At 67.2% G+C, this 21,805-nt stretch carries 17 protein-coding genes and 2 pseudogenes; 8 read left to right on the plus strand and 11 right to left on the minus strand.

The window, feature by feature from the left end:
- The first annotated feature begins 9 nt into the window (after positions 1 to 9).
- The 3 genes and pseudogenes from AC3WON_RS08340 (at position 10) to AC3WON_RS08350 (ending at position 3,619) form a co-directional block, all read left to right on the plus strand.
- On the plus strand, positions 10 to 1,320 hold the full coding sequence (locus tag AC3WON_RS08340) for an MFS transporter (protein WP_492351589.1): 1,311 nt from the start codon (positions 10 to 12) through the stop codon (positions 1,318 to 1,320).
- 27 nt (positions 1,321 to 1,347) lie between these two features.
- The gene (locus tag AC3WON_RS08345) at positions 1,348 to 2,379 is read left to right on the plus strand and encodes a histone deacetylase family protein (protein ID WP_492351590.1); all 1,032 of its coding nucleotides are present in this window, start codon (positions 1,348 to 1,350) and stop codon (positions 2,377 to 2,379) included.
- A pseudogene (locus tag AC3WON_RS08350) lies at positions 2,376 to 3,619 on the plus strand (Zn-dependent hydrolase). Before AC3WON_RS08345 ends, AC3WON_RS08350 begins: the two are co-directional and overlap by 4 nt.
- Before the next feature lie 39 nt (positions 3,620 to 3,658).
- On the opposite strand, the gene AC3WON_RS08355 reads toward AC3WON_RS08350, so the two are convergent.
- Entirely contained in the window at positions 3,659 to 3,856 is a 198-nt protein-coding gene (locus tag AC3WON_RS08355; RefSeq protein ID WP_492351591.1) for a rubredoxin, read from the minus strand.
- Between the two features lie 106 nt (positions 3,857 to 3,962).
- A complete protein-coding gene (locus AC3WON_RS08360) occupies positions 3,963 to 7,976 on the minus strand; it encodes a DUF748 domain-containing protein (RefSeq protein WP_492351592.1) in 4,014 nt (1,337 codons plus the stop codon).
- Positions 7,977 to 8,248: 272 nt separating this feature from the next.
- On the opposite strand from AC3WON_RS08360, the gene AC3WON_RS08365 reads away from it, so the two are divergent.
- Entirely contained in the window at positions 8,249 to 9,559 is a 1,311-nt protein-coding gene (locus AC3WON_RS08365) for an MFS transporter (RefSeq protein WP_492351593.1), read from the plus strand.
- Positions 9,560 to 9,640: 81 nt separating this feature from the next.
- Here AC3WON_RS08365 and AC3WON_RS08370 read toward each other — a convergent pair whose 3' ends face one another.
- Positions 9,641 to 10,729: an extracellular catalytic domain type 1 short-chain-length polyhydroxyalkanoate depolymerase gene (locus AC3WON_RS08370; RefSeq protein ID WP_492351594.1), complete on the minus strand. Its 1,089-nt coding sequence runs from the start codon at positions 10,727 to 10,729 to the stop codon at positions 9,641 to 9,643.
- Between the two features lie 240 nt (positions 10,730 to 10,969).
- Here AC3WON_RS08370 and AC3WON_RS08375 point away from each other — a divergent pair, with 240 nt between their 5' ends.
- Positions 10,970 to 11,749: a Crp/Fnr family transcriptional regulator gene (locus AC3WON_RS08375; protein ID WP_492351595.1), complete on the plus strand. Its 780-nt coding sequence runs from the start codon at positions 10,970 to 10,972 to the stop codon at positions 11,747 to 11,749.
- A gap of 30 nt (positions 11,750 to 11,779) precedes the next feature.
- Here AC3WON_RS08375 and AC3WON_RS08380 read toward each other — a convergent pair whose 3' ends face one another.
- From AC3WON_RS08380 to AC3WON_RS08395, 4 genes are all read right to left on the minus strand, one after another.
- On the minus strand, positions 11,780 to 12,643 hold the full coding sequence (locus AC3WON_RS08380; RefSeq protein ID WP_492351596.1) for a DUF2950 domain-containing protein: 864 nt from the start codon (positions 12,641 to 12,643) through the stop codon (positions 11,780 to 11,782).
- Between the two features lie 3 nt (positions 12,644 to 12,646).
- Positions 12,647 to 13,993, minus strand: a complete 1,347-nt coding sequence (locus tag AC3WON_RS08385; protein ID WP_492317289.1) for a DUF3300 domain-containing protein — start codon at positions 13,991 to 13,993, stop codon at positions 12,647 to 12,649.
- 49 nt (positions 13,994 to 14,042) lie between these two features.
- On the minus strand, positions 14,043 to 14,417 hold the full coding sequence (locus AC3WON_RS08390; protein WP_492317288.1) for a hypothetical protein: 375 nt from the start codon (positions 14,415 to 14,417) through the stop codon (positions 14,043 to 14,045).
- Positions 14,418 to 14,486: 69 nt separating this feature from the next.
- A complete protein-coding gene (locus AC3WON_RS08395) occupies positions 14,487 to 14,777 on the minus strand; it encodes a transposase (protein ID WP_492317287.1) in 291 nt (96 codons plus the stop codon).
- An 828-nt stretch (positions 14,778 to 15,605) separates the two neighbouring features.
- Between AC3WON_RS08395 and AC3WON_RS08400 the strand changes: the two genes are divergently transcribed.
- Together AC3WON_RS08400 and AC3WON_RS08405 are read left to right on the plus strand one after the other, a co-directional pair.
- The gene (locus AC3WON_RS08400; RefSeq protein WP_492317286.1) at positions 15,606 to 16,565 is read left to right on the plus strand and encodes a LysR substrate-binding domain-containing protein; all 960 of its coding nucleotides are present in this window, start codon (positions 15,606 to 15,608) and stop codon (positions 16,563 to 16,565) included.
- Positions 16,566 to 16,971: 406 nt separating this feature from the next.
- Positions 16,972 to 17,637 (plus strand): response regulator, encoded by a 666-nt coding sequence (locus tag AC3WON_RS08405; protein ID WP_492351597.1) that lies wholly within the window; start codon positions 16,972 to 16,974, stop codon positions 17,635 to 17,637.
- 26 nt (positions 17,638 to 17,663) lie between these two features.
- On the opposite strand, the gene AC3WON_RS08410 is transcribed toward AC3WON_RS08405, so the two are convergent.
- Both AC3WON_RS08410 and AC3WON_RS08415 read right to left on the minus strand, forming a co-directional pair.
- The gene (locus AC3WON_RS08410) at positions 17,664 to 18,125 is read right to left on the minus strand and encodes a MarR family winged helix-turn-helix transcriptional regulator (RefSeq protein ID WP_010811054.1); all 462 of its coding nucleotides are present in this window, start codon (positions 18,123 to 18,125) and stop codon (positions 17,664 to 17,666) included.
- A gap of 34 nt (positions 18,126 to 18,159) precedes the next feature.
- Positions 18,160 to 19,755, minus strand: a complete 1,596-nt coding sequence (locus AC3WON_RS08415) for an MFS transporter (RefSeq protein WP_492351598.1) — start codon at positions 19,753 to 19,755, stop codon at positions 18,160 to 18,162.
- A 108-nt stretch (positions 19,756 to 19,863) separates the two neighbouring features.
- Here AC3WON_RS08415 and AC3WON_RS08420 point away from each other — a divergent pair.
- Positions 19,864 to 20,019 (plus strand): annotated as a pseudogene (locus AC3WON_RS08420) (DHA2 family efflux MFS transporter permease subunit); the annotation flags it as partial.
- A gap of 98 nt (positions 20,020 to 20,117) precedes the next feature.
- Here the strand turns inward: AC3WON_RS08420 and AC3WON_RS08425 are convergent.
- Both AC3WON_RS08425 and AC3WON_RS08430 read right to left on the minus strand, forming a co-directional pair.
- Complete coding sequence (locus AC3WON_RS08425) at positions 20,118 to 21,125, minus strand: bestrophin family protein (RefSeq protein WP_492351599.1); 1,008 nt, start codon at positions 21,123 to 21,125, stop codon at positions 20,118 to 20,120.
- Positions 21,126 to 21,400: 275 nt separating this feature from the next.
- Complete coding sequence (locus AC3WON_RS08430; protein ID WP_035824145.1) at positions 21,401 to 21,805, minus strand: cupin domain-containing protein; 405 nt, start codon at positions 21,803 to 21,805, stop codon at positions 21,401 to 21,403.

The raw sequence follows: 21,805 nt of genomic DNA on the forward strand, positions 1-21,805 counted from the left end.
AGCCAGTCCATGCAAGTGTCCCCTTCCGGCACGCGCCAGCCCGTGCGCGCCGCCACCGCCGCCTTTGTCGGCACCATGATCGAGTGGTACGACTTCTACATCTACGCCACCGCGGCCGCGCTGGTGTTCGGCCCGTTGTTCTTTCCCGGCGGCGATCCCTTCCTGAGCACGCTGGCGTCATTCGGCACCTTCGCGGTCGGGTTCTTTGCCCGTCCGCTCGGCGGCATCGTGTTCGGCCACTGGGGCGACCGCATCGGCCGCAAGCAGGCGCTGATGATCACGCTCATGATGATGGGCGTGGCCACCATCGGCATCGGCCTGCTGCCGACCTACGCCACCGCGGGCGCGGTCGCGCCGGTGTTGCTGGTGCTGCTGCGCGTGGTGCAGGGCATCGCCGTGGGCGGCGAATGGGGCGGCGCGGTGCTGATGGCGGGCGAGCATGCCCCCAAGGGCCGCCACACCTTTTTCGCCTCGTTCGCGCAGCTCGGCAGCCCGGCCGGCCTGATCCTGTCGCTGCTGGCTTTCCGCGCGGTCACGTCGATGGAGCACGACGTGTTCATGGACTGGGGCTGGCGCCTGCCATTCCTGACCAGCGCGGCGCTGCTGCTGGTGGGCGTGGTGATCCGGCTGGGCGTGAATGAATCGCCCGAGTTCGCGCAGGTGCAGGCGCAGCGCAAGACCGCCAGGCTGCCGCTTGCCGAGGTCTGGCGCACGGCCCGCGTGCCGGTGCTGCTGTGCATCGGCGCCAATACCATCGGCATTGCGGGGGTGTACTTCACCAACACCTTCATGATCGCCTACACCACGCAATACCTGTCGCTGCCCAGGACGCTGATCCTCGACTGCCTGTTCGCCGTCGCCATCATCCAGTTCCTGGCGCAGCCGCTGGCCGCCTGGCTGGCAGAGAAGCTTGGCGGCGCGCGCTTCCTCAAGCTGGCCGCGCTGCTGGCGATGGCTTCACCCTATCCGATGTTCCTGCTGGTGCAGACGCGCCAGGCGCCGGCCATCGTGCTCGGCATCGCGCTGGCGGTGGTATGCATGGCGAGCTTCTATTCGGTGATCGCGGGCTTTGTCAGCGGTGTCTTCGAAACGCGCGTGCGCTACTCGGCGATCTCGTTGTCCTACCAGGTCTGCGGCGCGGTGGCGGGCGGGCTGACACCGCTGGTGGGGACCATCCTCGCGCAGCGCTTCCAGGGCCAATGGTGGCCGCTGGCGGTGTTCTACACCTTGCTGGCCGGCGTGTCGCTGCTGTGCATCGCCGGCATCGATGCACGCCAGCGCCAGCAACCACAACCGGCCGCGCAAGCCGCGCAGGCCTGACGCCTTTCCACGGACATTGCAAACCCCATGCTGACGTTTTTCCATCCCGAGCAATTGCTGCACCATCCGCAGAGCTACTACTCGCGCGGCAGGATGCGCTCGCCGCAGGAGCTGCCCGCGCGGGCGCAGCGGCTGGTGCAGGCGGCAGAGGCGCTTGGCTTCGCGCTCCACGCCCCCGCCGACCACGGCCTCGCGCCGCTCGCCGCGGTGCACGACCAGCCTTACCTGCAGTTCCTGCAGGACGCCCATGCCAGCTGGCGCGAGCTGCCGGAGGACTGGGGCGACGAGGTCATGTCCAATATCTTCGTGCGCGAGCCCAACGCCCTGCGCGGCGTGCTGGCGCAGGCCGCGCGCTATCTCGCCGACGGCAGCTGCCCGGTGGGCCTGAACACCTGGCGCTCGGCCTACTGGTCGGCGCAGAGCGCGCTGGCCGGCGCCCGCGCGCTGCTGGACGGCGCACGCCGCGCCTACGCCTTGTGCCGGCCGCCAGGCCATCATGCCCGGCGCGACGCGGCGGGCGGCTTCTGCTACCTGAACAATGCCGCGATCGCCGCCCAGGCCCTGCGCGCGCGCTTTGGCCGCGTGGCCATCCTCGATACCGACATGCACCACGGCCAGGGCATCCAGGAGATCTTCTACGACCGGGCCGATGTGCTCTACGTGTCGATCCACGGCGACCCGACCAATTTCTATCCGGTGGTCGCGGGCTTCGACGATGAGCACGGCCGCGGCGCTGGCACCGGCCACAACCTCAACCTGCCGATGCCGCACCGTTCGCCCGAGTCCGTCTTCTTCGACAAGCTGGACACGGCGCGCGGCGCCATCGAACGCTTCCAGGCGGACGCGCTGGTGCTGTCGCTCGGCTTCGACATCTACCGCGAGGATCCGCAGTCGCTGGTGGACGTGTCCACCGCCGGCTTCGGCCGCCTCGGCCGCGCCGTTGCGGCACTGGGCCTGCCCACGCTGATCGTGCAGGAAGGCGGCTACCACCTCGATTCGCTCGCCGCCAATGCAACGGCCTTCTTCGGCGGCATCCAACAGCCAGGGACGGGCGTATGAACGCAATCACGATCAATGGCGAACGCCTGTGGCAAGCGCTGATGGACCTGGCGCGGATCGGCGCCACGCCCAGGGGCGGCAATGCGCGCCTGGCCCTGACCGCGCTGGACGGGCAGGCGCGCGACCTCGTCACCGGCTGGATGCGAGATGCCGGACTGACAGTGCGCATCGACCGCGTGGGCAATATCTTCGGGCGCCGGGCGGGCCGCAACGACGCGCTTGCCCCGGTCATGACCGGCAGCCATATCGACACCCCCAGCCCACCGGCGGCAAGTTCGACGGATGCTATGGCGTGATGGCCGGGCTGGAAGTCATGCGCACGCTCAACCAGCACGGCGTGACCACCGAGGCGCCGCTGGAGCTGGCGATCTGGACCAATGAGGAAGGCGCGCGCTTCGTGCCGGTGATGATGGGATCGGGCGTGTTCGCCGGCGTTTTCCCCGAAGCCACCGCTTTGACGGCAACCGACAACGCCGGCAAGTCCGTTGCCGGCGAACTCGCGGCGATCGGCTATGCGGGCACCGCGCCGGTCGGCAACAAGGTTGGCGCGTACTTCGAGGCGCATATCGAGCAAGGCCCGATCCTCGAGGCCGAGGACAAGGTCATCGGCGTGGTGACGGGGTCGCTTGGCCTGCGCTGGTATGACGTCACGGTGACGGGCATGGAGGCGCATGCCGGCCCCACCCCCATGCCGCTGCGCCGGGACGCCCTGCATGGCGCGTCGTTGCTGTTCCAGGAAGTGGCGAAGATCGCGAACGACTTTGCGCCCCATGGCCGGGGGACGGTCGGGGTGGTCAATGTCCACCCGTCTTCACGCAACGTCATCCCGGGGCGGGTGCAGTTCAGCGTCGACCTTCGCCATCTCGATGGCGGCCAGCTCGACCGGATGGAAGCAAGGCTGCGCGCAGCGTGCGCGGCGCTGGCCAGCGGCAGCACCACAGGTGCCGCGCTGGCGGTGGAAGTCGAAGCGATCCAGCGCTTCGAGCCGACGCCCTTCGCGCCCGAGCTTGTGGCGCATGTCCGGCACGCGGCCGCGGCGCGTGGCTACGCGCATTGCGACATCGTCACCGGCGCTGGCCACGACGCGGTCTACCTGGCCAGGGTGGCGCCGACGGCGATGATCTTCGTGCCGTGCAAGGACGGCATCAGCCATAACGAGATCGAGGACGCCAGGCCCGAGCATCTCGAGGCGGGCGCCAATGTGCTGCTTGCCGCCATGCTGGCGCAAGCCCGGGGCTGAGCCCGCATGGGTCGGCCGGACAAGAAAGTGCGTGCGGCGTTACAGCTCGATCATGGCGAATTCGGCCTTGCCGACATCGCATTCCGGGCAGCGCCAGTCCTCGGGGATGTCTTCCCAGCGCGTGCCGGGGGCGATGCCGTCTTCCGGCCAGCCGTGTTCTTCGTCGTAGACCCAGCCGCAGATCACGCACACCCAGGTCTTGTAGGCGACGGCGGCTTCCAATTGATCCTGCTGCAAAACACACTCCTGAATCGGCTATGGAACGGATTGTCCGGGCCGAATCATACCGGTTTTCCGGGCCGGGCCCGTGGCGGCACCGCGCCGTGCGGCGCCGCCACCCGGGCTAGCCGCGAATGGAGAAGTCCACGCGGCTGGGCGCGCCCTTGTCCTTGATGCCCTCGGCGCTGAGCTTGGGCGCGGTCAGGAACAGCCGGCTCTCCGGCACCTTGCCCTCGCGTTCGAGCGACTGCTTGACCACCAGTGCGCGTTGCTCGGCCAGGCGCTTCAGGTCGGCCTCGGTGACCGTGGCGTTGGCCATCAGCAGCTTTTCCATTTCCTCGGGCGGCAGGGATTTGGTGAAGCCGACGAAGTTGCGCGGCTTCTTCATGGACGTGCGCTTGTAGACCTGCTCCAGGTACTTCGGGTACTCCTGTTTCGAGACCTTGATCTCGGCGCCCTGCTCGCCGGCTTCGTCGTTGCCGGCCTCGCCGCCCGCCTGGGCGCTGTCGCGCTGGTCGCGCCGCTTCTGCTCGGCCACGCGCGCATCCAGCCACGCGCGGCGCGCGCCGGCCTCGTCGGTGGCCGGGTCGATGCGGCCGCTGATTTCCAGCCGCAGCGCGGGCCTGTCGTTGAGCGCCTGGCCCAGCTTGGTGATCTTGTCCCTGGCCGCCGGCGTCAGCGCCGCGGTGCCGGGCGCGAACTCGACATAGCCCAGCTCCTCGCCCCCGCCGCCGCCAAAGGCCGAGGCGATCAGCGAGAACGGCGACGTGATCGCCTTGGTCAGCAGGTTGACGATCACGCGCACGATCACGCCGCCGATGCTGAACTCCGGATCCGACAACGAGCCCGACACCGGCAGGTTCACGTCGATCACGCCGTTGCGGTCCTTCAGCAGCGACACCGCCAGCAGCACCGGCAGCTTGGTCGCATCCGGGCTGTCGACGCGCTCGCCGAAGGTGAGCTGGTCCAGGAACAGGTGGTTGCTCGCATCGAGCTTGCCGTTCTCGATCTTGTAGGCCACGTCCACCGTCAGCTTGCCCTTGGTGATCGGGTAGCCGGCGTACTTGGCCGCATACGGCGTGAGCCGCGTCAGTTCCACGCCCGAGGCCTTGGCGGCAATGTCCAGGAACAGCTGCTCACCCAGCGGATTGAGCTTGCCGCTGATATTGACCGGCGCATCGTCGTCGATGCGGCCATCCAGCACCAGGTCGGCCGGCGTGGGGTCGCCCGACGACACCTTGGACACCTTGCCCTTCATGCCGGTCAGGTTGGCCGTGTAGTTGGGCTTGACGAAGAAGTCCGAGAAATTGATATTGCCCTTCTCGACCGAGACCCCGCCGATGCGCACCTGCGGCTTGGGCCCGCCCGGCTTCTGCTCGACCTGGGCCGTGCGCGTATCACCGGTCTGCACCGGCGGCGTTGCCGGCGCCGAGGCCGGGTTGGCCTGCGTCAGGCTGGTGGATGGCGCCGCCTCGCCCTTCTCGGCGCCGCCGGCCATCACGTCCTGCAGGTTCAGGCGGCCGTTGGCATTCAGGATCACGCGGGCATAGAAGTCAGACAGCGCGACATTGCCCAGGCTCACGCGCATCGGGCCCTTGCTCTCGTCCATGGCGAAGTCGATGCCCGACACCGCCAGTGAACGCCAGCGCAGGAAGTCTTCGCCGCTGACGCGGTCCACCGTGCGCACGTTGCCGGTTTGCACGTTGCCGCTGAACTGCGCGGCGATGGGCTTGCCGGTTGGCGCATCGACATTGAGCTTGCCCTTTGCCGTCAGCGTGCCGGTGCGCAGGGCGGCGTTGAAGCGGTCAGCCATGTAGGGCTGGAGCGGGCTCACCTCGACCTCGCGCAGGTCCAGCTGCAGCCGGCTGGCGGGGACGGTCGGCAACACCGTGCCATCGACGCCGATCACGCCGCGGCGACCGGATTCGGCATGCAGCTTGAGCGGCACCGCCGCCGGCGTCAGCGGCCAGGCGACCGCGCCGGTGCTCAGCGCGATATTGCGGAACTGGTGGATCACCGGGCGGCCGCGGTTGGCCCCGGCCGGCTGGTAGTCGGCCAGGCGGGCGCTGCCGCCTTCCACCGTGACCTTGCCGATGTCTGCCTTCCAGCCGCCACCCGCTGGCTTGCCGTTGGTGGCGGGTGCGGCCGCCGCTCCATTCCGGCGCGGCGTGGCGCGCACCTGCTGCGCCGATTCGGTAGCCCACAGGCGCGCCATCTCGATCAGCTCGCCGCTGTGGTCGCGCGTGGCAGCGAGCTGCGGCTTGGCCAGGGTGACCTGGCTGGTGGCGAAGGTCTGCTTGGCCAGGTCGAACTGGATATCGTCCAGCACCAGTTTTTCAGCCTGCAGCAGCGGCAGGTTGGCGCCCTCGCGGTCGGCGGCGCGCTCACGCGCGCGGCGTGCGCCGCGCGGGGCGGCATTGTCGTTGCCGGCGGGTCTTGCACTGGCATCGGCATCGCGTGCGGCGGCCGCCGGCATCGTCACCGGATCGCGCGTGGCCACGTAGAGCGGCGCCAGTTCCAGCCGCGATTTTTCCAGCACGAACTGGAACTGCGGCGTGCCCCACGACATGCGGTAGTTCAGTTCGGCATTGACCGCGGTAGTGCCGAACTGGCTGCGCAGCTCGCGCGGCCACCATGCGGCAAACCCCTGCGGCCGCAGGCCGGTGGTTTCCAGCGTGCCGGCCATCGAGCCGTCGCGCAGCAGCAGGTCGCCGGCATGGTGCAGGGTCTGGCCATCGGCCACGGTCAGCGTGGCCTCGATCCTGGCCGGCTTGTCGCCGTCGGTGCCGGCAAAGCCCTTGACCTCGGCATCGAGCGGGCCGAGTGCAAGCTTGCCCGGGCCCGACGGTGCCAGTGCATCTTCAAAGCCCAGCCGGGCCTGCCTGACGACGATGCGGTCGACCGCATAGCGCCACGGCACGTCTTTTGGCGCCGCCTTGGCCGGCGCCGCCTGCACCCCCGAGGCGGCGGCCGCTGCGGGCGCCGAAGCAGGCGCCGGTGCGGCGGCAGGGGCAGCCGCCGGCGCGGGCGCCACGCCATCCGTGGATTTGCTGACCGCCTGCGGCAGGAACGCCGTGGCCAGGTTCAGCGAGCCATCCGCGCGCCGCGCGGCTTCCACGCCCAGCCCCTCGATCTCCACGCTGCGCAGCTGCGCGCGGTGGGCCAGCGGCTCGAGCTTGCCGATATCCACCGCCAGGCGGCCGCTCTTGACCAGCGGCTGGCCGGCGCGCGTGACGACCTCGGCATCGCGCAACGCGGCCGTGCCCATCACCAGCATCTCCTGCGTGTCCTTCTGCTGGCGGAAGGCCACGGTCAGGCGCGTATCGAGCTTGCCGGACCTGACCTCGGCATCGCGCAGCGGCGGCGCGAACGCCATCAGCCGCGCGACCTCCAGGCCGTCAAGGTTGACCTTGAGCCGGGTCTGGCGCGAATCGGCAAACGGCAGCACTTCGCCGTCCAGCGCCAGCGGCGTGCCGTTGACCCGTGCGCTCAGCGTGGGCCGCGTCACGATCTCGACGTCATGCGGCAGGTTCGACAGGAACGGCAGGGTCAGCGTCAGGTTGTCGACGCGCAGGCTGGAACCGAGCTGCTTGTCGTCATAGCCGAAGCTGCTGCCGGTAACCGCGATGTTGTTGACCGAAAAGCGCGCCGGCTTGGCATCGGGCGGCTTGGGCGGCAGGGCCGCAAGCTTCTCCTGGACATCGGCAAAGCTGATGCGGCCGTCGGCGCCGCGCACCACGTGCACGGCCAGCCGGTCGACGTGGAGGTTGTCCACCACCGGCGCCAGGTGCCAGACCGAGGCCAGCGAGGTATTGGCCTCGGCCTCGCCCAGCGTCAGCGCGGGGGTCTTGCCATCGCGCTCATAGATAGTGAGATCGGTCAGCGTGGCCGCCAGCTCGAACGGGCGCACGTGGGCCTTGCCCAGCGTGACCTTGCGCCCCAGCGCCTCGGTCGCGTTCTTTTCAACCAGGTATTTGAGCAGCGGCGGGCCGCCAAAATACCCGGCCAGCCCAAACACCGCGAGCGCCGCGACCACGCCGCCGGCGACGCGCGTCGCCAGCCGCCCGCGTGGCGTGGCAGCCACTGCCTGGATGGATTGCTTGAAAGCCATGTCGTTCCAGAAGATCTGACCCCGCATTCCGGCGCTGCACAATGGTTTGTGCCCCGGATTTCACATTTTTCGACATTATGGCAACGGTTTCGGACAAAGCAAAGAAATCAGAATTGACCTCTCAACGCCGCATGGGCCGATCTGGTAATCTTTACGTCCTTTGCGAAGCGTTTCGTCGCAAGCCTGCGGCTTACCCGCCACATTATGCCTGCCTCCCCTGCGCTGTACCCTCCGGCCACACCCATCACGTATTCCGTGCTGCACGCTTCGCATGCGATCTCTTCCATGCGAGTCCATTCATGTCTACCACCAGCAGTACCGCCGCAGGTGTCGGCGCGCCGCGAGCCAGCGCGCGCCCGCTGACCGGCCAGGATTACAAGACCCTTGCCCTTGCCGCGCTCGGCGGCGCCCTTGAGTTCTACGACTTCATCATCTTCGTTTTTTTCGCGACGGTCATCGGGCAGCTGTTCTTCCCGCCGTCGGTGCCGGACTGGCTGCGCCAGTTGCAAACCTTCGGCATTTTCGCGGCCGGCTACCTGGCCCGGCCGCTGGGCGGCATCATCATGGCTCACTTCGGCGACCTGCTCGGCCGCAAGAAGATGTTCACGCTGTCGATCCTGCTGATGTCGGTGCCCACGCTGCTGATGGGCCTGATGCCCACCTACCAGTCGATCGGCCTGGCCGCGCCGGTGCTGCTGCTGGTGCTGCGCATCCTGCAAGGCGCGGCCGTCGGCGGCGAAGTGCCCGGCGCCTGGGTGTTCGTATCGGAGCACGTGCCGGCGCGCCATGTCGGCTATGCCTGCGGCACACTGACCGCGGGGCTGACTGCCGGCATCCTGCTGGGTTCGCTGGTCGCCACCGGCATCAACAGCGTCTTCACCCCGGCCGAGCTGGCCGACCACGGCTGGCGCGTGCCGTTCCTGATCGGCGGCGCGTTCGGCATCGCCTCGATGTACCTGCGGCGCTGGCTGCATGAGACACCGGTCTTCGCCGAACTGCAGAAGCGCAAGGCGCTGGCCGCGGAAATGCCGCTGAAGTCGGTGGTGCGCAACCACCGCGGCAGCGTCGCGGTGTCGATGCTGCTGACCTGGATGCTGTCGGCCGGCATCGTGGTGGTGATCCTGATGACGCCCACCTTCCTGCAGAAGCTGTACGGCTTTGACGCGCGCACGGCGCTGGTCGCCAACAGCGTCGCCACGCTGTGCCTGACGGTCGGCTGTGTCGTCTCCGGCGCACTGGCCGACCGCATCGGCGCGCGCCGCACGCTGTTCGTCGGCGGCCTGCTGCTGGCCATCTGCGCCTACATGTTCTACACCACGCTCTTCACCCGCCCCGACCTGCTGCTGCCGCTCTATGCGCTGACCGGCTTCCTGGTCGGCACCATCGGCGCGGTGCCGTTCGTGCTGGTCAATGCGTTCCCGGCGCAGGTGCGCTTCTCGGGCCTGTCATTCTCGTACAACGTGTCGTATGCGATCTTCGGCGGGCTGACGCCGATGGTCGTCACGCTGATGCTGAAGCAGGATTCGCTGGCGCCGGCCCACTATGTGGTCGCGCTGTGCGTGCTGGGCATGGTGACTGCGCTGTTCGTCAAGGACCGCTCGCGCGGCTGACGCGGCTGCGGCAACGAAAAAGGGAGGGCAGGCGCCCTCCCTTTTTTGTGCGCGCTTGATGCGCATTGGTGCTGCCCGACTTCAACGCCGGTGCTGGCTGAAAAACTGCCACATCAGCGTGCTGGCATCCGGGCCGATATCGCTGTGGTAGCCATAGCTGGCATCGCCGCCGCTCCAGGCGTGGCCCAGGCCCTCCACTTCCACCAGCGTGACCAGGTCGCGGCGCCAGCGCCCGAAGCGGTATTCATGGGACCGGCCCGGCGCTTCGTCTTCCGGGTCGGACTGCGCGGGCGTACCGGCGAGCCGGTCTTCCAGGCCGTTGTAAGCCAGGAACTGCCGGGCCAGCAGACGGCCATTGACCGGATGGACCGCGTCGTCGGCCAGGCCGTGGATCACCAGCGCGGGCATCTCGGGACCGCCCGGTGTCACGCCGGCGGCATCCAGCAGCCATGACGGATCGGCCGCCGAGCCTTGCTGCATGGCCCGCAGGCCGGCGCGCGGGTTGTCGGCCGCGCCGATGACCACGCCGGAATGCAGCGCCGCGGCCGCCACCTTGCCCGGGTAGCGCAACGCCACCACCGCGGCCATGGCCGCGCCGGCGGACATGCCGGCCAGGTAGATCTCGCGCTCGCGCACGTCGTGGCGCGCAGCCAGCGCATCGATCAGCGCGGCTACCGCCTGCGCCTCGCGTCCGCCCTCGGCGGCGCCCAGGTCGAACCACTGCCAGCAGCGCTGTACCTGGCGCCGCAAGGGCTGTTGCGGGTAGGCCACGATAAATCCCTCGCGCTCGGCCAGCGCATTCATGCGGGTGCCGGCCGACAGGTCATCCGGCGTCTGGCGGCAGCCATGCAGCACCACCACCACCGGCAACGGGCCGCGATGGGCCTTGGACGGTATGTAGAGGTGATACGAGAGTTGCGGCACCAGTTCGCCCGGCAGCGGCGCCAGGCGCAGCCTGTGCGCCTGCCAGGTACCGGGCAGGGAACCCGGCGCGGGTGCTGGCCGGGCGGGCCGGAGCTTGCCCGGCGGGCGGTCAGGCCGAGCCGGCGTGAGCGGATTAAGCGAATCCACGCGGTCCAGCCAGGACTTCACCTGGGCTTCCGTGCGGGCTTGCGCACGGCTCAGTCGCCGGATCTGCGCGTGCCAGTCAGCGGCAAAGCTTTTGGTCATGAGGACTCCTGATCGTGTGACGCGATCTCCTCCTGTGCCTTTATTGTTGCAATGCAGCATATCACAATCAGCATTACGCCCGCCGGCGTACTCCCGCGCTTATGGCACAAACGCAACGAGCCTCGCGCCCGCAATGCGAAATTTTTAAACTAGCCACACGAAAGAATGCAGATCGCAGCGAGATGGCTTGCGTTGCCGACGTTTTATACTTGGCCATCGTCACCGGAGGACAATGACACCATGCCGGACAACGGCGCCCCAGCCTGCCTGCTCTGCCTCTTTCGCCACGTTTGCCACAATGCCGGGGCGCAAGCTCCCCTGCCGCACGTGCCGATGGCGCTGCAGCCGGAGCGGGTAGAAGTGCGCACCGGCGAGCATGTGTTCCGCCAGGGCCGCCCTGCGCTGACGGTCTACCCGCTGCGCCATGGCAGCGCCAAGCAGGTCTATGAATCGCCGCTGGGCTGGCGGCAGGTAACGGGTTTTTCGCTGCCCGGCGATGTGCTGGGGCTTGAGCCGCACGAAGGTCCGGTCTATGGGACTGGTGTAATCGCGCTGCAGGATGCAGTGGTTTGTGCGGTCTCGGTCGAATCCCTGCGCACCCTCATGCAGTCCGCCCCATTCCGTGAAACGGTGCTGGAAGCGATGCGCCGCAACGCCGAGCGCGAACGCGTGCTGCTGGTGGCGGTGGGGTCGATGAGGGCGCCACAGCGCCTGGCCATGCTGCTGCTCGACCTCGCCGGCGAGCAGGCGCGCCGCGACGGCAACCGCGACGGCGCGCTGACGCTGGCCATGTCGCGCACGGACATCGCCAGCCTGCTTGGGCTGACCCTGGAAACGGTGTCGCGGCTGCTGTCGCGCTTTGCCTCGGTCGGGCTGATCTCGGTGCGCCAGCGGCACCTGCGCATCATCGACCGCGACGGGCTGGCCGCGGTCTATGCCGACCTGGATCCGGTCCCGCGGCCGGCGGCGGCCAGATCAGAAGCCTACGGCGGGGAGTTCGGCGAACCCCGGCTGGCCTAGGCGGCTGGCCGGGGCTCTGGGGCCAAGGGCTCAGCGGTCCGCCACGCGCTGCCAGCCGGCAGGCGAAAAACTGCGGATGGTCTTGGCGCGCGATGCCGTGCCGGGCCCGAGGTCGCGCTCATAGAAGACGCGGTCGCTGCCGAGCATGAAGGTATGCACGCCGGTATCGCCATAGCGGGCCGGCCAGGCAATCAGGCCGTACTTGGCGTCGCTGCCCTTGGCCGGCGGCAGGATCCGGTAATGGTAGCCGTAGAAAGCATCCGCGGCGGGCGTATCCGGGCCCATGGCAAGCGCATCGGGGCCGATCGGGCTCGCGTCCTGCTCGCTGGCCGCGGGCCAGTACAGGCCGTTGGTCTTGCCCGGCGCGCTGATCAACTGGGTCGCGTAGCGCCCCTGCCCCACCTGCTCCGCGTAGCGCTGCTGGGCATCGGCCAGCTGCAGCAGCGTTTCCATCGTCACCAGTTCATTGCGCCCGAGCCGGCGGCGGCGCACTTCCTGCTGGCCGGCACGCAAGTCGAACTGCCAGCCGCCCTTCTGCTTCGCCAGCGGCACGGGGAAGGTCCATCCGCTCTGCCCGACCGCGATCAGCGCGCGGCGCTCGCCATCGGGCTGCACGGCATGGTGGCGCGCCCAGGCGCCAAGGAATTCGTAGACGTCGTCGCGGTTGATGGAGCCCTCCGGCACCAGCGACTGGTATTGCTTGCCCAGCACGCGCTGCAATGCGTCGCCGTCGCTGCGCGCGATGGCATCACCCAGCGCCTCGGCGGCAGCGTCAGGGCTGGGGAAGACCTGCTGGGCCATCGCCGGCAGGGACAGGGACAGGGCCGCGGCCGCCGCGAGCGTGCGCAGCGCTCGGGCTGCGGCAGAGAAGGGATTAGCGGTCATGTGCATCATGATTTACCTCCGACCATGGCCGAAATGTTCGCCGCCGCCGAGCCGGCCTCCACCGCCGCCGCCCAGTCCACCGCCCTGGTGCACGCCGCCCTGGTGGAGCCCGGCCGGGCGCGCTTGCGGCGCTTCCCGGTGCGGCATCGCCGCGCGCTGGGTCTGCTGGCGCATGCGGTCGCCGTTGCCGGCATCGCGCAGCGCGCTGTCCCGGTTGGCATTGCGGGCACGGTCGCGGGCCTGGGCCTGGTCTGCGCGCTGGCGGTCAGCACCGGCCGGCCGCGGATTCTGCACGCCAGCGCCGGCGGCACCCGGGCGCGAGCGGTCTGCCACCCCGCCCGCATGGCCCGGTATGGATTGTCCGGTACGGCCCTCGAACGACTGCGCGGCGCGCTCTCGCGCCTGGTCGCGCTGGGAAGGCTGGCGTTGCACCCCGCCGCCGGCGGCCCCTACGCGCTGGCCGGGTTGAACACCCTGCTGGCGGCTGGCGAGGCCAGACTGGCGCTGCTGGTCATAGCGACCGCGCACCGCCGCATTGTTGTAGGGAACGTTGCCGCGGTTGGCGGGGTTGTGCTGCCAGTTCACGTTGGCACGGTTGACGTCCAGGCGCTGGTTGACGTTGATGTTGTTGTAGCGGTTCACATTGATGTTGACGTCGTGGCTATTCCAGTTGAACCCGCCCCACATCGCATCGACCGCCGCCACGCCAAGCCCGAAGCCGATGCCCGTTACCAGTGCCGTGGCAAACACGGAGCCGGGCGGCGGCGGGTAATAGGCCGGCGGATACGCGGGGTACGCCCAGGTGCCGTAGACCGTGGTCGGGTTGTAGGTCGGCACGTAGACCACCTGCGGATTGGCCGGCTCGATCTGCACGATCGTGGTGCCGCCGGTGGTCTGCGTCACGACCTTCTGCTGCTCGGTCGTCTTCAGCGTGCCAGCTTTCTGCGCCTGCACCCGCAGCCGCTGCACGGAATCCATCACGTCGTTGGGCTGGGCCAGGAACGCGTCGCCGACCGACTGCACCCACTGCGGCTGGCGGCCCATCATGTCGAGCACGGAGGGGAACGCGGCCAGCGACTGCACGCTGGGGTCCCAGGCCTGGCTGGCGACCGCCTTGGTCGCGGCATCGCCAGACAGGCTGGGATTGGCCTTGGACCATTGCGCCGCAGCTGCGACGTCGGCGGGATAGGTGGCAGCCATCAACACCTGCGACAGCAGCGCATCGGGATACAGGGCAATCGGCGCGGTCAGCTGGTCAAGCTGGGCATTGCTCAGCTTGGACTGCGCCATCGCTGGCCCGAGCGGCGCCATCAGCATCAGCGCCAGGCACCATGCGAAGAGGTGTTTGAAACGGTGCATGTCGGCTCTCCACAAATACGCAGGTGACGGCCTGCTGCCGGGGGGCGCCTCAGCGGCGCTGCTGCGTGCATTCCTGGCGATACGCCTCTTCCAGGCGCTTGCGGTCTGCCTGGCGTTCCAGTGTCGGATATGTGCGCCCGTCGGCAGTGGTTACCGACGACTTGCCGGTGGACCACTGCGGCCCGCCGGGCAGCGCGTTGATCTGGTCCAGCAATGACTGGCAGTGCTGCCGCTGCGACGCAGACACCTTGCCATCAGGTCCTTCCACCACGGCCGTGGCTTCGTCCAGCATCCGTGGCGGCGGCGGGGCCACCATCGGAGTGCCGGCGGCCGCGGCCGCCGATGCAGCACTGGCCGCCCACGCGGGGACGACCACCATGGCGGCGCATGCCAGCACGCCCGCCTTGATCAGAAACTTCGTCAAACCAATACTCCAGAACCCTCCGCGGCACGTGGAAGCGACACCGCGGCGCATTGCAAGAACCGTCCGCCGCTAGCGATCCTTGCCAGTGCCATTGCGGCGGCCGGTACGGTTGCGCATCAGCTCAAGCTTGAGCAGCGCATCCGCAAGCATACTCTTGAGCCGGGCATTCTCTTCCTGCAGCTCGCGCAGCTTGCGGCCGTCACGTACATCACCCTGGCTGGGCTGGCCGTAACGGGCACGCCATCCGTAGAACGAAGCATCGCTGAAACCATAGCGCGCGCACAGCTCACGCACTGGCACGCCGCTGGCCGCCTCGGCCAGGTAGCTGCGGATCTGCTCTTCCGAATACCGTCTGTTCACGAATCTCTCCGCATCACAACGGCGGGCGACAAGCGGCGCCAGCCGCGCCGCCAACTGTGCCGACTCTAGCCCTACGTTAGCCCACGGCCGCGCCAAAAAGCAATTCAGTGTCTTCGCTGCGCGAGTTAAGAAAATTATCTCTGCGCAAGCTGCCGCCGGCGCTGGCGCGCATTGCCAAATTTCGTTAAGCCAATTTGGAATCCAGTTAGATCATTCTCACTGCGCATCGCGGAAACGAAGATGCCGGCCGCCATAACACATGGGCATGACGACCTTCTGCACGGCTGTAATCGTGCATGAATCGCCCGGTGGCCCCGATTTCAAGCCATGTATTGATGTACAGACAAAGAGGTACTAAACAAAATTAGAAGACTGTCATCAATTCAAGTTTCTATGACTTTTGCTGAGCATGTATTAAGATTCCTCGGCACAACTAAATTTCGCACGCCTTCGCGCGGCGCCCTGGCGGCGCCGGCAGAAGAGCGGCCAGGCAGCCCGCACCACCCAGACTGGTGCGCGTTCACGCTGCCAACAGTACCGGGCCTGAAGGATCGAATCGTCACTGCGCCATTTGTCGACGCAAGTCGGACATTTAGGAGTCGTGCCATGCGTTTTCGCAGCATCCTGCCCGGGCTTTTGCCCACCTTTTTTTCATCCGGACATGCCCGCAGCGCGCGCCGTGCATGTCGCTTGCGCCTGTCACTGTCAGGGACCGGATCATTGCCCTGACACCAGGCCGCGCTTGCGCCCTTTGTCCGACCCAGCGCTGTAGGTGTCGGACCAACAAGAAAATAAAGAAAACAAAGTCATGGATCGGGAGAAGTCGGAATGCGTCACGTCAGCACGAAGTTGTTGCATGTCTTTGTCCTGGTCATGGAATACCGGGACCTCAGCGCCGTTGCGGCCTGCACGCAGGGACGCGTGCCGACGGTGGCCTATAGCCTCGCGCGCTTGCGCGAAATCACCGGCGATCCGCTGTTCGTCAAGCGCAACGGGATGCTCGAACCCACACCGCATGCGCTGCGCCTGGAGCAGACGGCGCGGCAGATCCTGGCCAAATGGAACCAGCTGGTGCGCCCCGGCGAGCCTGGCCTGAGCAAGCGCCGTGCCGACGGCAGGCGCGTTTCGATCGGCTTTTCATCGTCGATCGGCGACCCGGTCATCACCGAGATCCTGACCGCACTGTGCGAGCAGTTTCCGCGAGACAGCTTTATCACGCGCCCGGTGATCGCCGACGCCACCCTTGCCGGCCATCTCGGCAGCGGCGAACTGGACTGCGCCTTCATCGTCGACAGCGGCCACGACCCCGAACGCGTGCGCCAGCACAACATCATGGCCACGCCGCGCCGGCTGGTCAGCGCCACGCGCGGCGGCAGCCATGACGAAGGCGAAAGCGACTGGATCCTGCTGCAGGAAGACTGCGAGGCCGGCAGCCCGCTGCGAGCCTTCCTGAGCCGCCAGGCCAGCACTCCGGGGCATCGCGAGACCGTGGTCCCGTCATGGCATACCCAGATCACGCTGCTGCATTCGGCCGGGGGCATCTGCCCGGTGCTGGACTTCAACGTGCCGCTGGTCACGCGCGAGCGCAAGACGCGCCTGCTGGCACCGCCGAGCAGCTTCCCGGAATGGGCGGCACTGCATTTCTGGGCACCGGAGCGCAGCGGCGACAAGGGCGTGCTGCGCGACATCATGGATGTCGGCAGCGCCGTGCTGCGCGACCCGCTCAAGGCCATCGACAGCCGCCGCAACGGGCGCGCCGCAGCCCACGCGCAATCCGCGCTGGCCTGACGCAACGCCCGCAGCAGCGGCGCCCGCAAGGCGCTGGCAGCCCGATGGCGCCAGCGCCTTTTGCTTTGGCTGCGCAGCGGCGGCGGCGGCGGCGTTCTTATTACAGTCTTGAGACATTTTTTCGAGCGCTGACCCTGCGCTACACTCGCGCCACTTTGCCCGGTGCAGGCCGCTGCGCCACGGCGGCGCTTTGCGAATCCTCCTAGTTTCGCCAGACCGCGCGGCCGATATCCTGCAATGGCATTGCTGCGGTCCGGCCGTCTCCCGTTTGGCCCGGTCCCGGGGCAATGCACGCAGTTGTCTGGCGTCGTATTGTTTGGCGTCGTTTTTGCGCCGCACGTCTCGCTGACGTGCGGCGTTTTCTTGATGCCGGCGCTGCCACGAACAAGAATCGAGGAGCAACCAGATGACATTGAGGATCCTGCTTGCCGACGACCACCCCCTGGTCAGCGCGGCCGTCGCGGACCGCCTGCATACCCAGACCGGGTGGGAGGTGTGCGGCTGCGTGACCAGCGCGACGGCCTTGCTGAACAGCGTGGAAAGCCTGCGTCCCGATGTCGTGATCACCGACTACCACATGCCCGCGCACGGCGAGGGCAACAGCGACGGCCTGCGCCTGCTTGCCAGCCTGCGGCGGCGGCATCCGTCACTGGCCGTGATCGTGCTGACCATGATCACCAATCCGCTGGTGCTGCGCTCCATCCTCGACACCCAGGTGCACGGCCTGCTGCTCAAGGACTCGCCGCTGTCAGAACTGGTGACCGTGGTTTGCCGTATCCAGCGGGGCTTCCACTACATCGGCAAATCCGCGCTTGAAGTGCTGTCGCAGGCCGATCCCGGCAATCCGGCCGCACCCGGCCAGGCCGGCGCGGAGCGCCTGTCCCGGCGTGAAATGGAAGTATTGCGGCTGTACCTGACCGGACGGTCCGTGAGCGAGATCGCCGTCCTGCTCTGCCGCAGCGTCAAGACCATCAGCCGGCAGAAGAACTGCGCCATGCAGAAGCTCGGCGTCACCAACGACCGGGAACTGTTTGAATTTGCGGCGCTTAACGGCATGCTGCTGACTGCCTGAGCGCCGGCGGCACGGCCGCGGCCGTATCAGGCGGCGTCGGCTGCCTGTGCCGCGTGGGCCTGCGCGTATGCGATGCCGGCCTCCAGCCGCGCCAGGCCGCGCGACAGCTCGCGCATGGTCGACGGCGACACCTCGGCAAGCACATCCTCCAGAAAGGCTGAGCGCAGCGGCATGGCGTGCGCCACCACCTGCTGGCCGGTCCGTGACAGCGTGACATGGGTCACGCGGTTGTCGCGTTCCGAGGTGCTGCGCTCCACCCAGCCAAGTTCCTGCATGGCCTTGAGCTGGCGCGTCAGCGCGCCGGGGTCCATGCCGACCAGGTCAGCCAGCGCCTTCTGGCCGATCGCGCCCTCCTGGTGATGCAGCGCATGCAGGATGCGCCAGCGGGGCAGCGGCAGCCCCAGGCGCTGTTCGAACGCAGCCGCGTAGGCGCGGTAGGTGCGGCCGAACTGCTGCAGTACGGCCACGCTTTGTCGCTCCAGTTCCATCCATTTTCCTCAGGTTACGTTGCTGGCCGGCGCTTCAGTCGGCGGCCATGGCGGGCGCCGGCGCCCGGGTCAGCTTGATCGACGGCACCCGGCGGGCGCACCACACGCCCAGCGCGGCGGCCACCGCAGCCACCACCAGGCCAAGGTGGATGGCAGTGACCAGCGACACGCGCGCCTGTTCCAGCAACAGTGCGCCATTGTGCCCGGCTTGCTCCAGCTGGCCGAGCAACGCGACTTGCGACGCCTTGTCGATCAGCATCTGCGGATCCGCCATGCGCGCCGTCCATTGTCCGGCATTGGCGGCGGACAGCGCATGTTCCACACCGCCGGTATAGCTGCGCGTGACCAGCGTGCCCACGATCGCGGTGCCCACCATGCCGCCTACCATGCGCAGCGATTGCAGCATGGCCGTGGCAATGCCAAGGTGTTCGCGCCCTGCCGTCTGCTGCGCAAACACCGTCAGGTTCGGCATGATAAAGCCGAGCCCGAACCCGCCGATCAGCATGATCGTCAGCAAGACGCCGTGCGGCATGCTGCGCGTCGCCTGCGACAGGCCCAGGCAGGACACCGCCAGCATGCCAAAGCCGGCATAGAGCATGGTATTCGGGCGACGGATGCGCGTAACGATGCGCCCGTTGAGAATGCTGCCAGCGGTGATGCAGACCACCAGCGGCGTGATCAGGATGCCCGCCTCCTTCGGCGAATAGCCAAAGCCGCCCTGGAACAGCAGCGGCGCATAGAGCAGCAGCGCGAACATGGTGAAGCCCGTGAACACCGCCAGCCGGAACAACGGCGCCAGCCCCGGGTTGCGGAACATCTCCACCGGCAGGATCGGGTTGGCACAGCGTTGCTCCCACTGCCACAGCGCCACCAGTGCCATCGCCGCCAGCACCAGCAAGCCCCCCGTATTGGCATCGAAGCCGCGCGCCGGCAGCAGTTCAACGCTCAGCTGCACGCACCCCAGCCCGGCTGCGATCAGCAAGGCACCGAGCCAGTCCACGCGGATCGGCCCGCTGTGCGCCTGCTGGCGCAGGTGCGGCAGGTAGCGCCACGCAAACCACAGCCCCAGCACGCCAATCGGCAGGTTGACATAGAACACCGCGCGCCAGCCGTACCACTCCGTCAGCAGCCCGCCCAGCGACGGCCCCACCGCATTGGCAATGCCAAATGCCGCGCTCATCATCACCTGCCAGCGCAGCCGCACATGCGTATCCGGAAACAGGTCGGCAATGCAGGCAAAGGCGGTGCCGACCAGCATGCCGCCGCCAATCCCCTGCAGCGCGCGCGCCAGCACCAGGAACGGCATGCTCGGCGCCATGCCGCACAGCGCCGAGGCCACCGAGAAGACCACGATCGATGCCAGCACGAACGGCTTGCGCCCGTAATAGTCCCCCAGCCGCCCGAACACCGGCACGGTAATCACCGATGTCAGCAGGTAGGCCGTGGCTACCCAGGCGTAGTACTCGAAGCCTTGCAGCTCGGCCACCACGGTCGGCAGCGCCGTGCCGACCACGGTCTGGTCCAGCGCCACCAGCATCACCACAAAGGCCACGCCCAGCATGGCCAGCAGGGACTCGCGAAACGGCAGCACCTGGCCGTTGGCCTCAGACTTATCTGGCTGTGGGGTCATTTTATTGCTCGATCAATCGTTGCATTATCAAGCATTATAGGGGCAGATCGGTCAGCCGCGTCATGGCCTTGTGATCGCGAGAAATAAAGTCGGTCGTATGGAAATTTCGGCCCCATCGCCAACCCGGCGCTGGGCGGCTGGCTAACCGACGGCTACGCGTGGTCGTGGATCTTCTACATCAACGTGCCGGTCGGCCCGGTCGCCGCCGCCGTTACCTGGGCGATCTACCGCGACCGCGAAACGCCGACTCGCAAGCTGTCGATCGCGGCTGCGCACTGAGCGATAAGACGACGCACGGCCCGCAGACATGACAGAATGCCTGACTAAGTGGTCGGAGGTGGGAAAGCGATAACCTTGAGTGGTCAGAGGACAATACCGTGCCCGGCCGTTGGCGCGGGGATATCGCACTTCTCGCCAAGCATGTCCATGAGTTCGTGTTCGATCTTCCGGCAGATCTGTGCCATGGGCACATCATTGGCGTTTCCTTCGAACGGGTTCTCCGTGCTTTCGCCCACTTGCTCCAGCGCGAGGTACATCCAGGAGATCATCGTGCTAAATGGAATGACCAGCCAGATCATGTTGCCATGCATGACGCCTGAAACGCTGGCATTGAGCTTTTCGAACTCTGTAAGAATGCCCAAAGGCAGTAGCAGACAAAACGTACGGACAAAGAGCTTGTTGACGACCGCATATTGCCTGGGATACGGATAGTCCTTGATACGCTCCGCCCGTCCTTGCTGCGCGAAGAAGCCTCTGATCGATCCTACCAACTCCAGATAGAAGGTATTGCCGATCTCGCCAGCGTCAAGGAACCGCCTGATCGTCGCTGACTGCGTTCCCAGCAACCGGCTTGTCTTGCTCTCGACGTGCGCAAGCGAGTCGAGTTCGGCCTGTGGCAGATAACGCGCAAGCGCCTCGTCCAATGGAGTCTCCCACTCTGGAACCCGGTAGTACTTCCGGTACTCCACGTTGGATGCCTTGCCCGCGCTTTCCCAGATCCTTGGGGTTCTCAGTTGATAGCGGAGCGCCGTCAGCCATGCGCAATGCCGGAGAACCAGATCCCGCCCGGCCGCCTGCCCTGCCAGAAAGTCCCGGCTCATCACACCCAGACACCGGCTGCCGTTCAAGATCTCAGTCCAGATCTGCTGTGCCTCCAGGGCCCTGCTGTAGGTCTGCACGTTCCGGAAGCCCACGATGAATGACGTGGCGGTGCCCAGCAGCACCACAACCGAGACCGGGATTGACAGCCATTTCAGCCCGAAGAACTGATAAAGGACTACGGGCAGCGAACCGCATGCTAGCGAGGCATAAAGTTGCCGTCTCGACCAGAACGTGAACTCGGATATTGTGTACGATTTTCCCAGGTGCATGGTGCGCATCTCGCGGCGGGGCGGCAGGTCGCGGGTCCGAGGTCCGAACTGCCGGCAGGCAGCACGGCCAACCGCCCTCACCACCGACCAGATCGCTGCCCGGGACCTGATTTTGTGATGGTGATATTGCCAAGAAACCGACGTAGTATCAATTTCCGTCCCACAACCCTTCACGCCACCCTGGAAAACAGCGGCACGGCAAGAGCATGCGGTAGCGCCGCTCTTGCCGGCCGGACAGTGCGCACCGGCATTGCCGGTGCCAAATTGGACGACGACTACTTCACCGGCGTCAGGATCGGCGCGCCCTTGTTCTTGATCAGGAACACGACAAACTTTGCTGGCTGCGTCTTGCTGGCATTGCGTCCGACGGTGTGGATATCGTTGGGACCTTCGTGGAAGGTATCCCCCGCTTTGAGCGTTACCTCTTTTCCGCCCTTGAGGCCCATGACGATGCTGCCCTCGAGCACGTAGACGAAGGCGTGGGCGTCATGGCGATGCACGGGATCGGCACTGCCCGGCGGATACTCCACGATGATCATCTCGGCTTCCTTCCCCGGATATTCGGGCAACGCTTCCTTGACCAGGGGCGTGACACTCGCCTCCGGCGCGGCGGCGGCCGGCTTTGCAACCGTCAGGCACGACAACACAAGTGCTGCCGCAACGGAAGTGACCGTCTTCAT

This window comes from Cupriavidus sp. FW305-46, from assembly GCF_058787075.1.

Bases quoted from the DNA above. Each gene is read 5' to 3' on its own strand.
- AC3WON_RS08340 (WP_492351589.1), top strand. From the start codon at position 10: ATGCAAGTGTCCCCTTCCGGCACGCGCCAGCCCGTGCGCGCCGCCACC.
- AC3WON_RS08345 (WP_492351590.1), top strand. From the start codon at position 1,348: ATGCTGACGTTTTTCCATCCCGAGCAATTGCTGCACCATCCGCAGAGC.
- AC3WON_RS08360 (WP_492351592.1), bottom strand. From the start codon at position 7,976: ATGCGGGGTCAGATCTTCTGGAACGACATGGCTTTCAAGCAATCCATC.
- AC3WON_RS08365 (WP_492351593.1), top strand. From the start codon at position 8,249: ATGTCTACCACCAGCAGTACCGCCGCAGGTGTCGGCGCGCCGCGAGCC.
- AC3WON_RS08370 (WP_492351594.1), bottom strand. From the start codon at position 10,729: ATGACCAAAAGCTTTGCCGCTGACTGGCACGCGCAGATCCGGCGACTG.
- AC3WON_RS08375 (WP_492351595.1), top strand. From the start codon at position 10,970: ATGCCGGACAACGGCGCCCCAGCCTGCCTGCTCTGCCTCTTTCGCCAC.
- AC3WON_RS08380 (WP_492351596.1), bottom strand. From the start codon at position 12,643: ATGATGCACATGACCGCTAATCCCTTCTCTGCCGCAGCCCGAGCGCTG.
- AC3WON_RS08385 (WP_492317289.1), bottom strand. From the start codon at position 13,993: ATGCACCGTTTCAAACACCTCTTCGCATGGTGCCTGGCGCTGATGCTG.
- AC3WON_RS08400 (WP_492317286.1), top strand. From the start codon at position 15,606: ATGCGTCACGTCAGCACGAAGTTGTTGCATGTCTTTGTCCTGGTCATG.
- AC3WON_RS08405 (WP_492351597.1), top strand. From the start codon at position 16,972: ATGACATTGAGGATCCTGCTTGCCGACGACCACCCCCTGGTCAGCGCG.
- AC3WON_RS08410 (WP_010811054.1), bottom strand. From the start codon at position 18,125: ATGGAACTGGAGCGACAAAGCGTGGCCGTACTGCAGCAGTTCGGCCGC.
- AC3WON_RS08415 (WP_492351598.1), bottom strand. From the start codon at position 19,755: ATGACCCCACAGCCAGATAAGTCTGAGGCCAACGGCCAGGTGCTGCCG.
- AC3WON_RS08425 (WP_492351599.1), bottom strand. From the start codon at position 21,125: ATGCACCTGGGAAAATCGTACACAATATCCGAGTTCACGTTCTGGTCG.
- AC3WON_RS08430 (WP_035824145.1), bottom strand. From the start codon at position 21,805: ATGAAGACGGTCACTTCCGTTGCGGCAGCACTTGTGTTGTCGTGCCTG.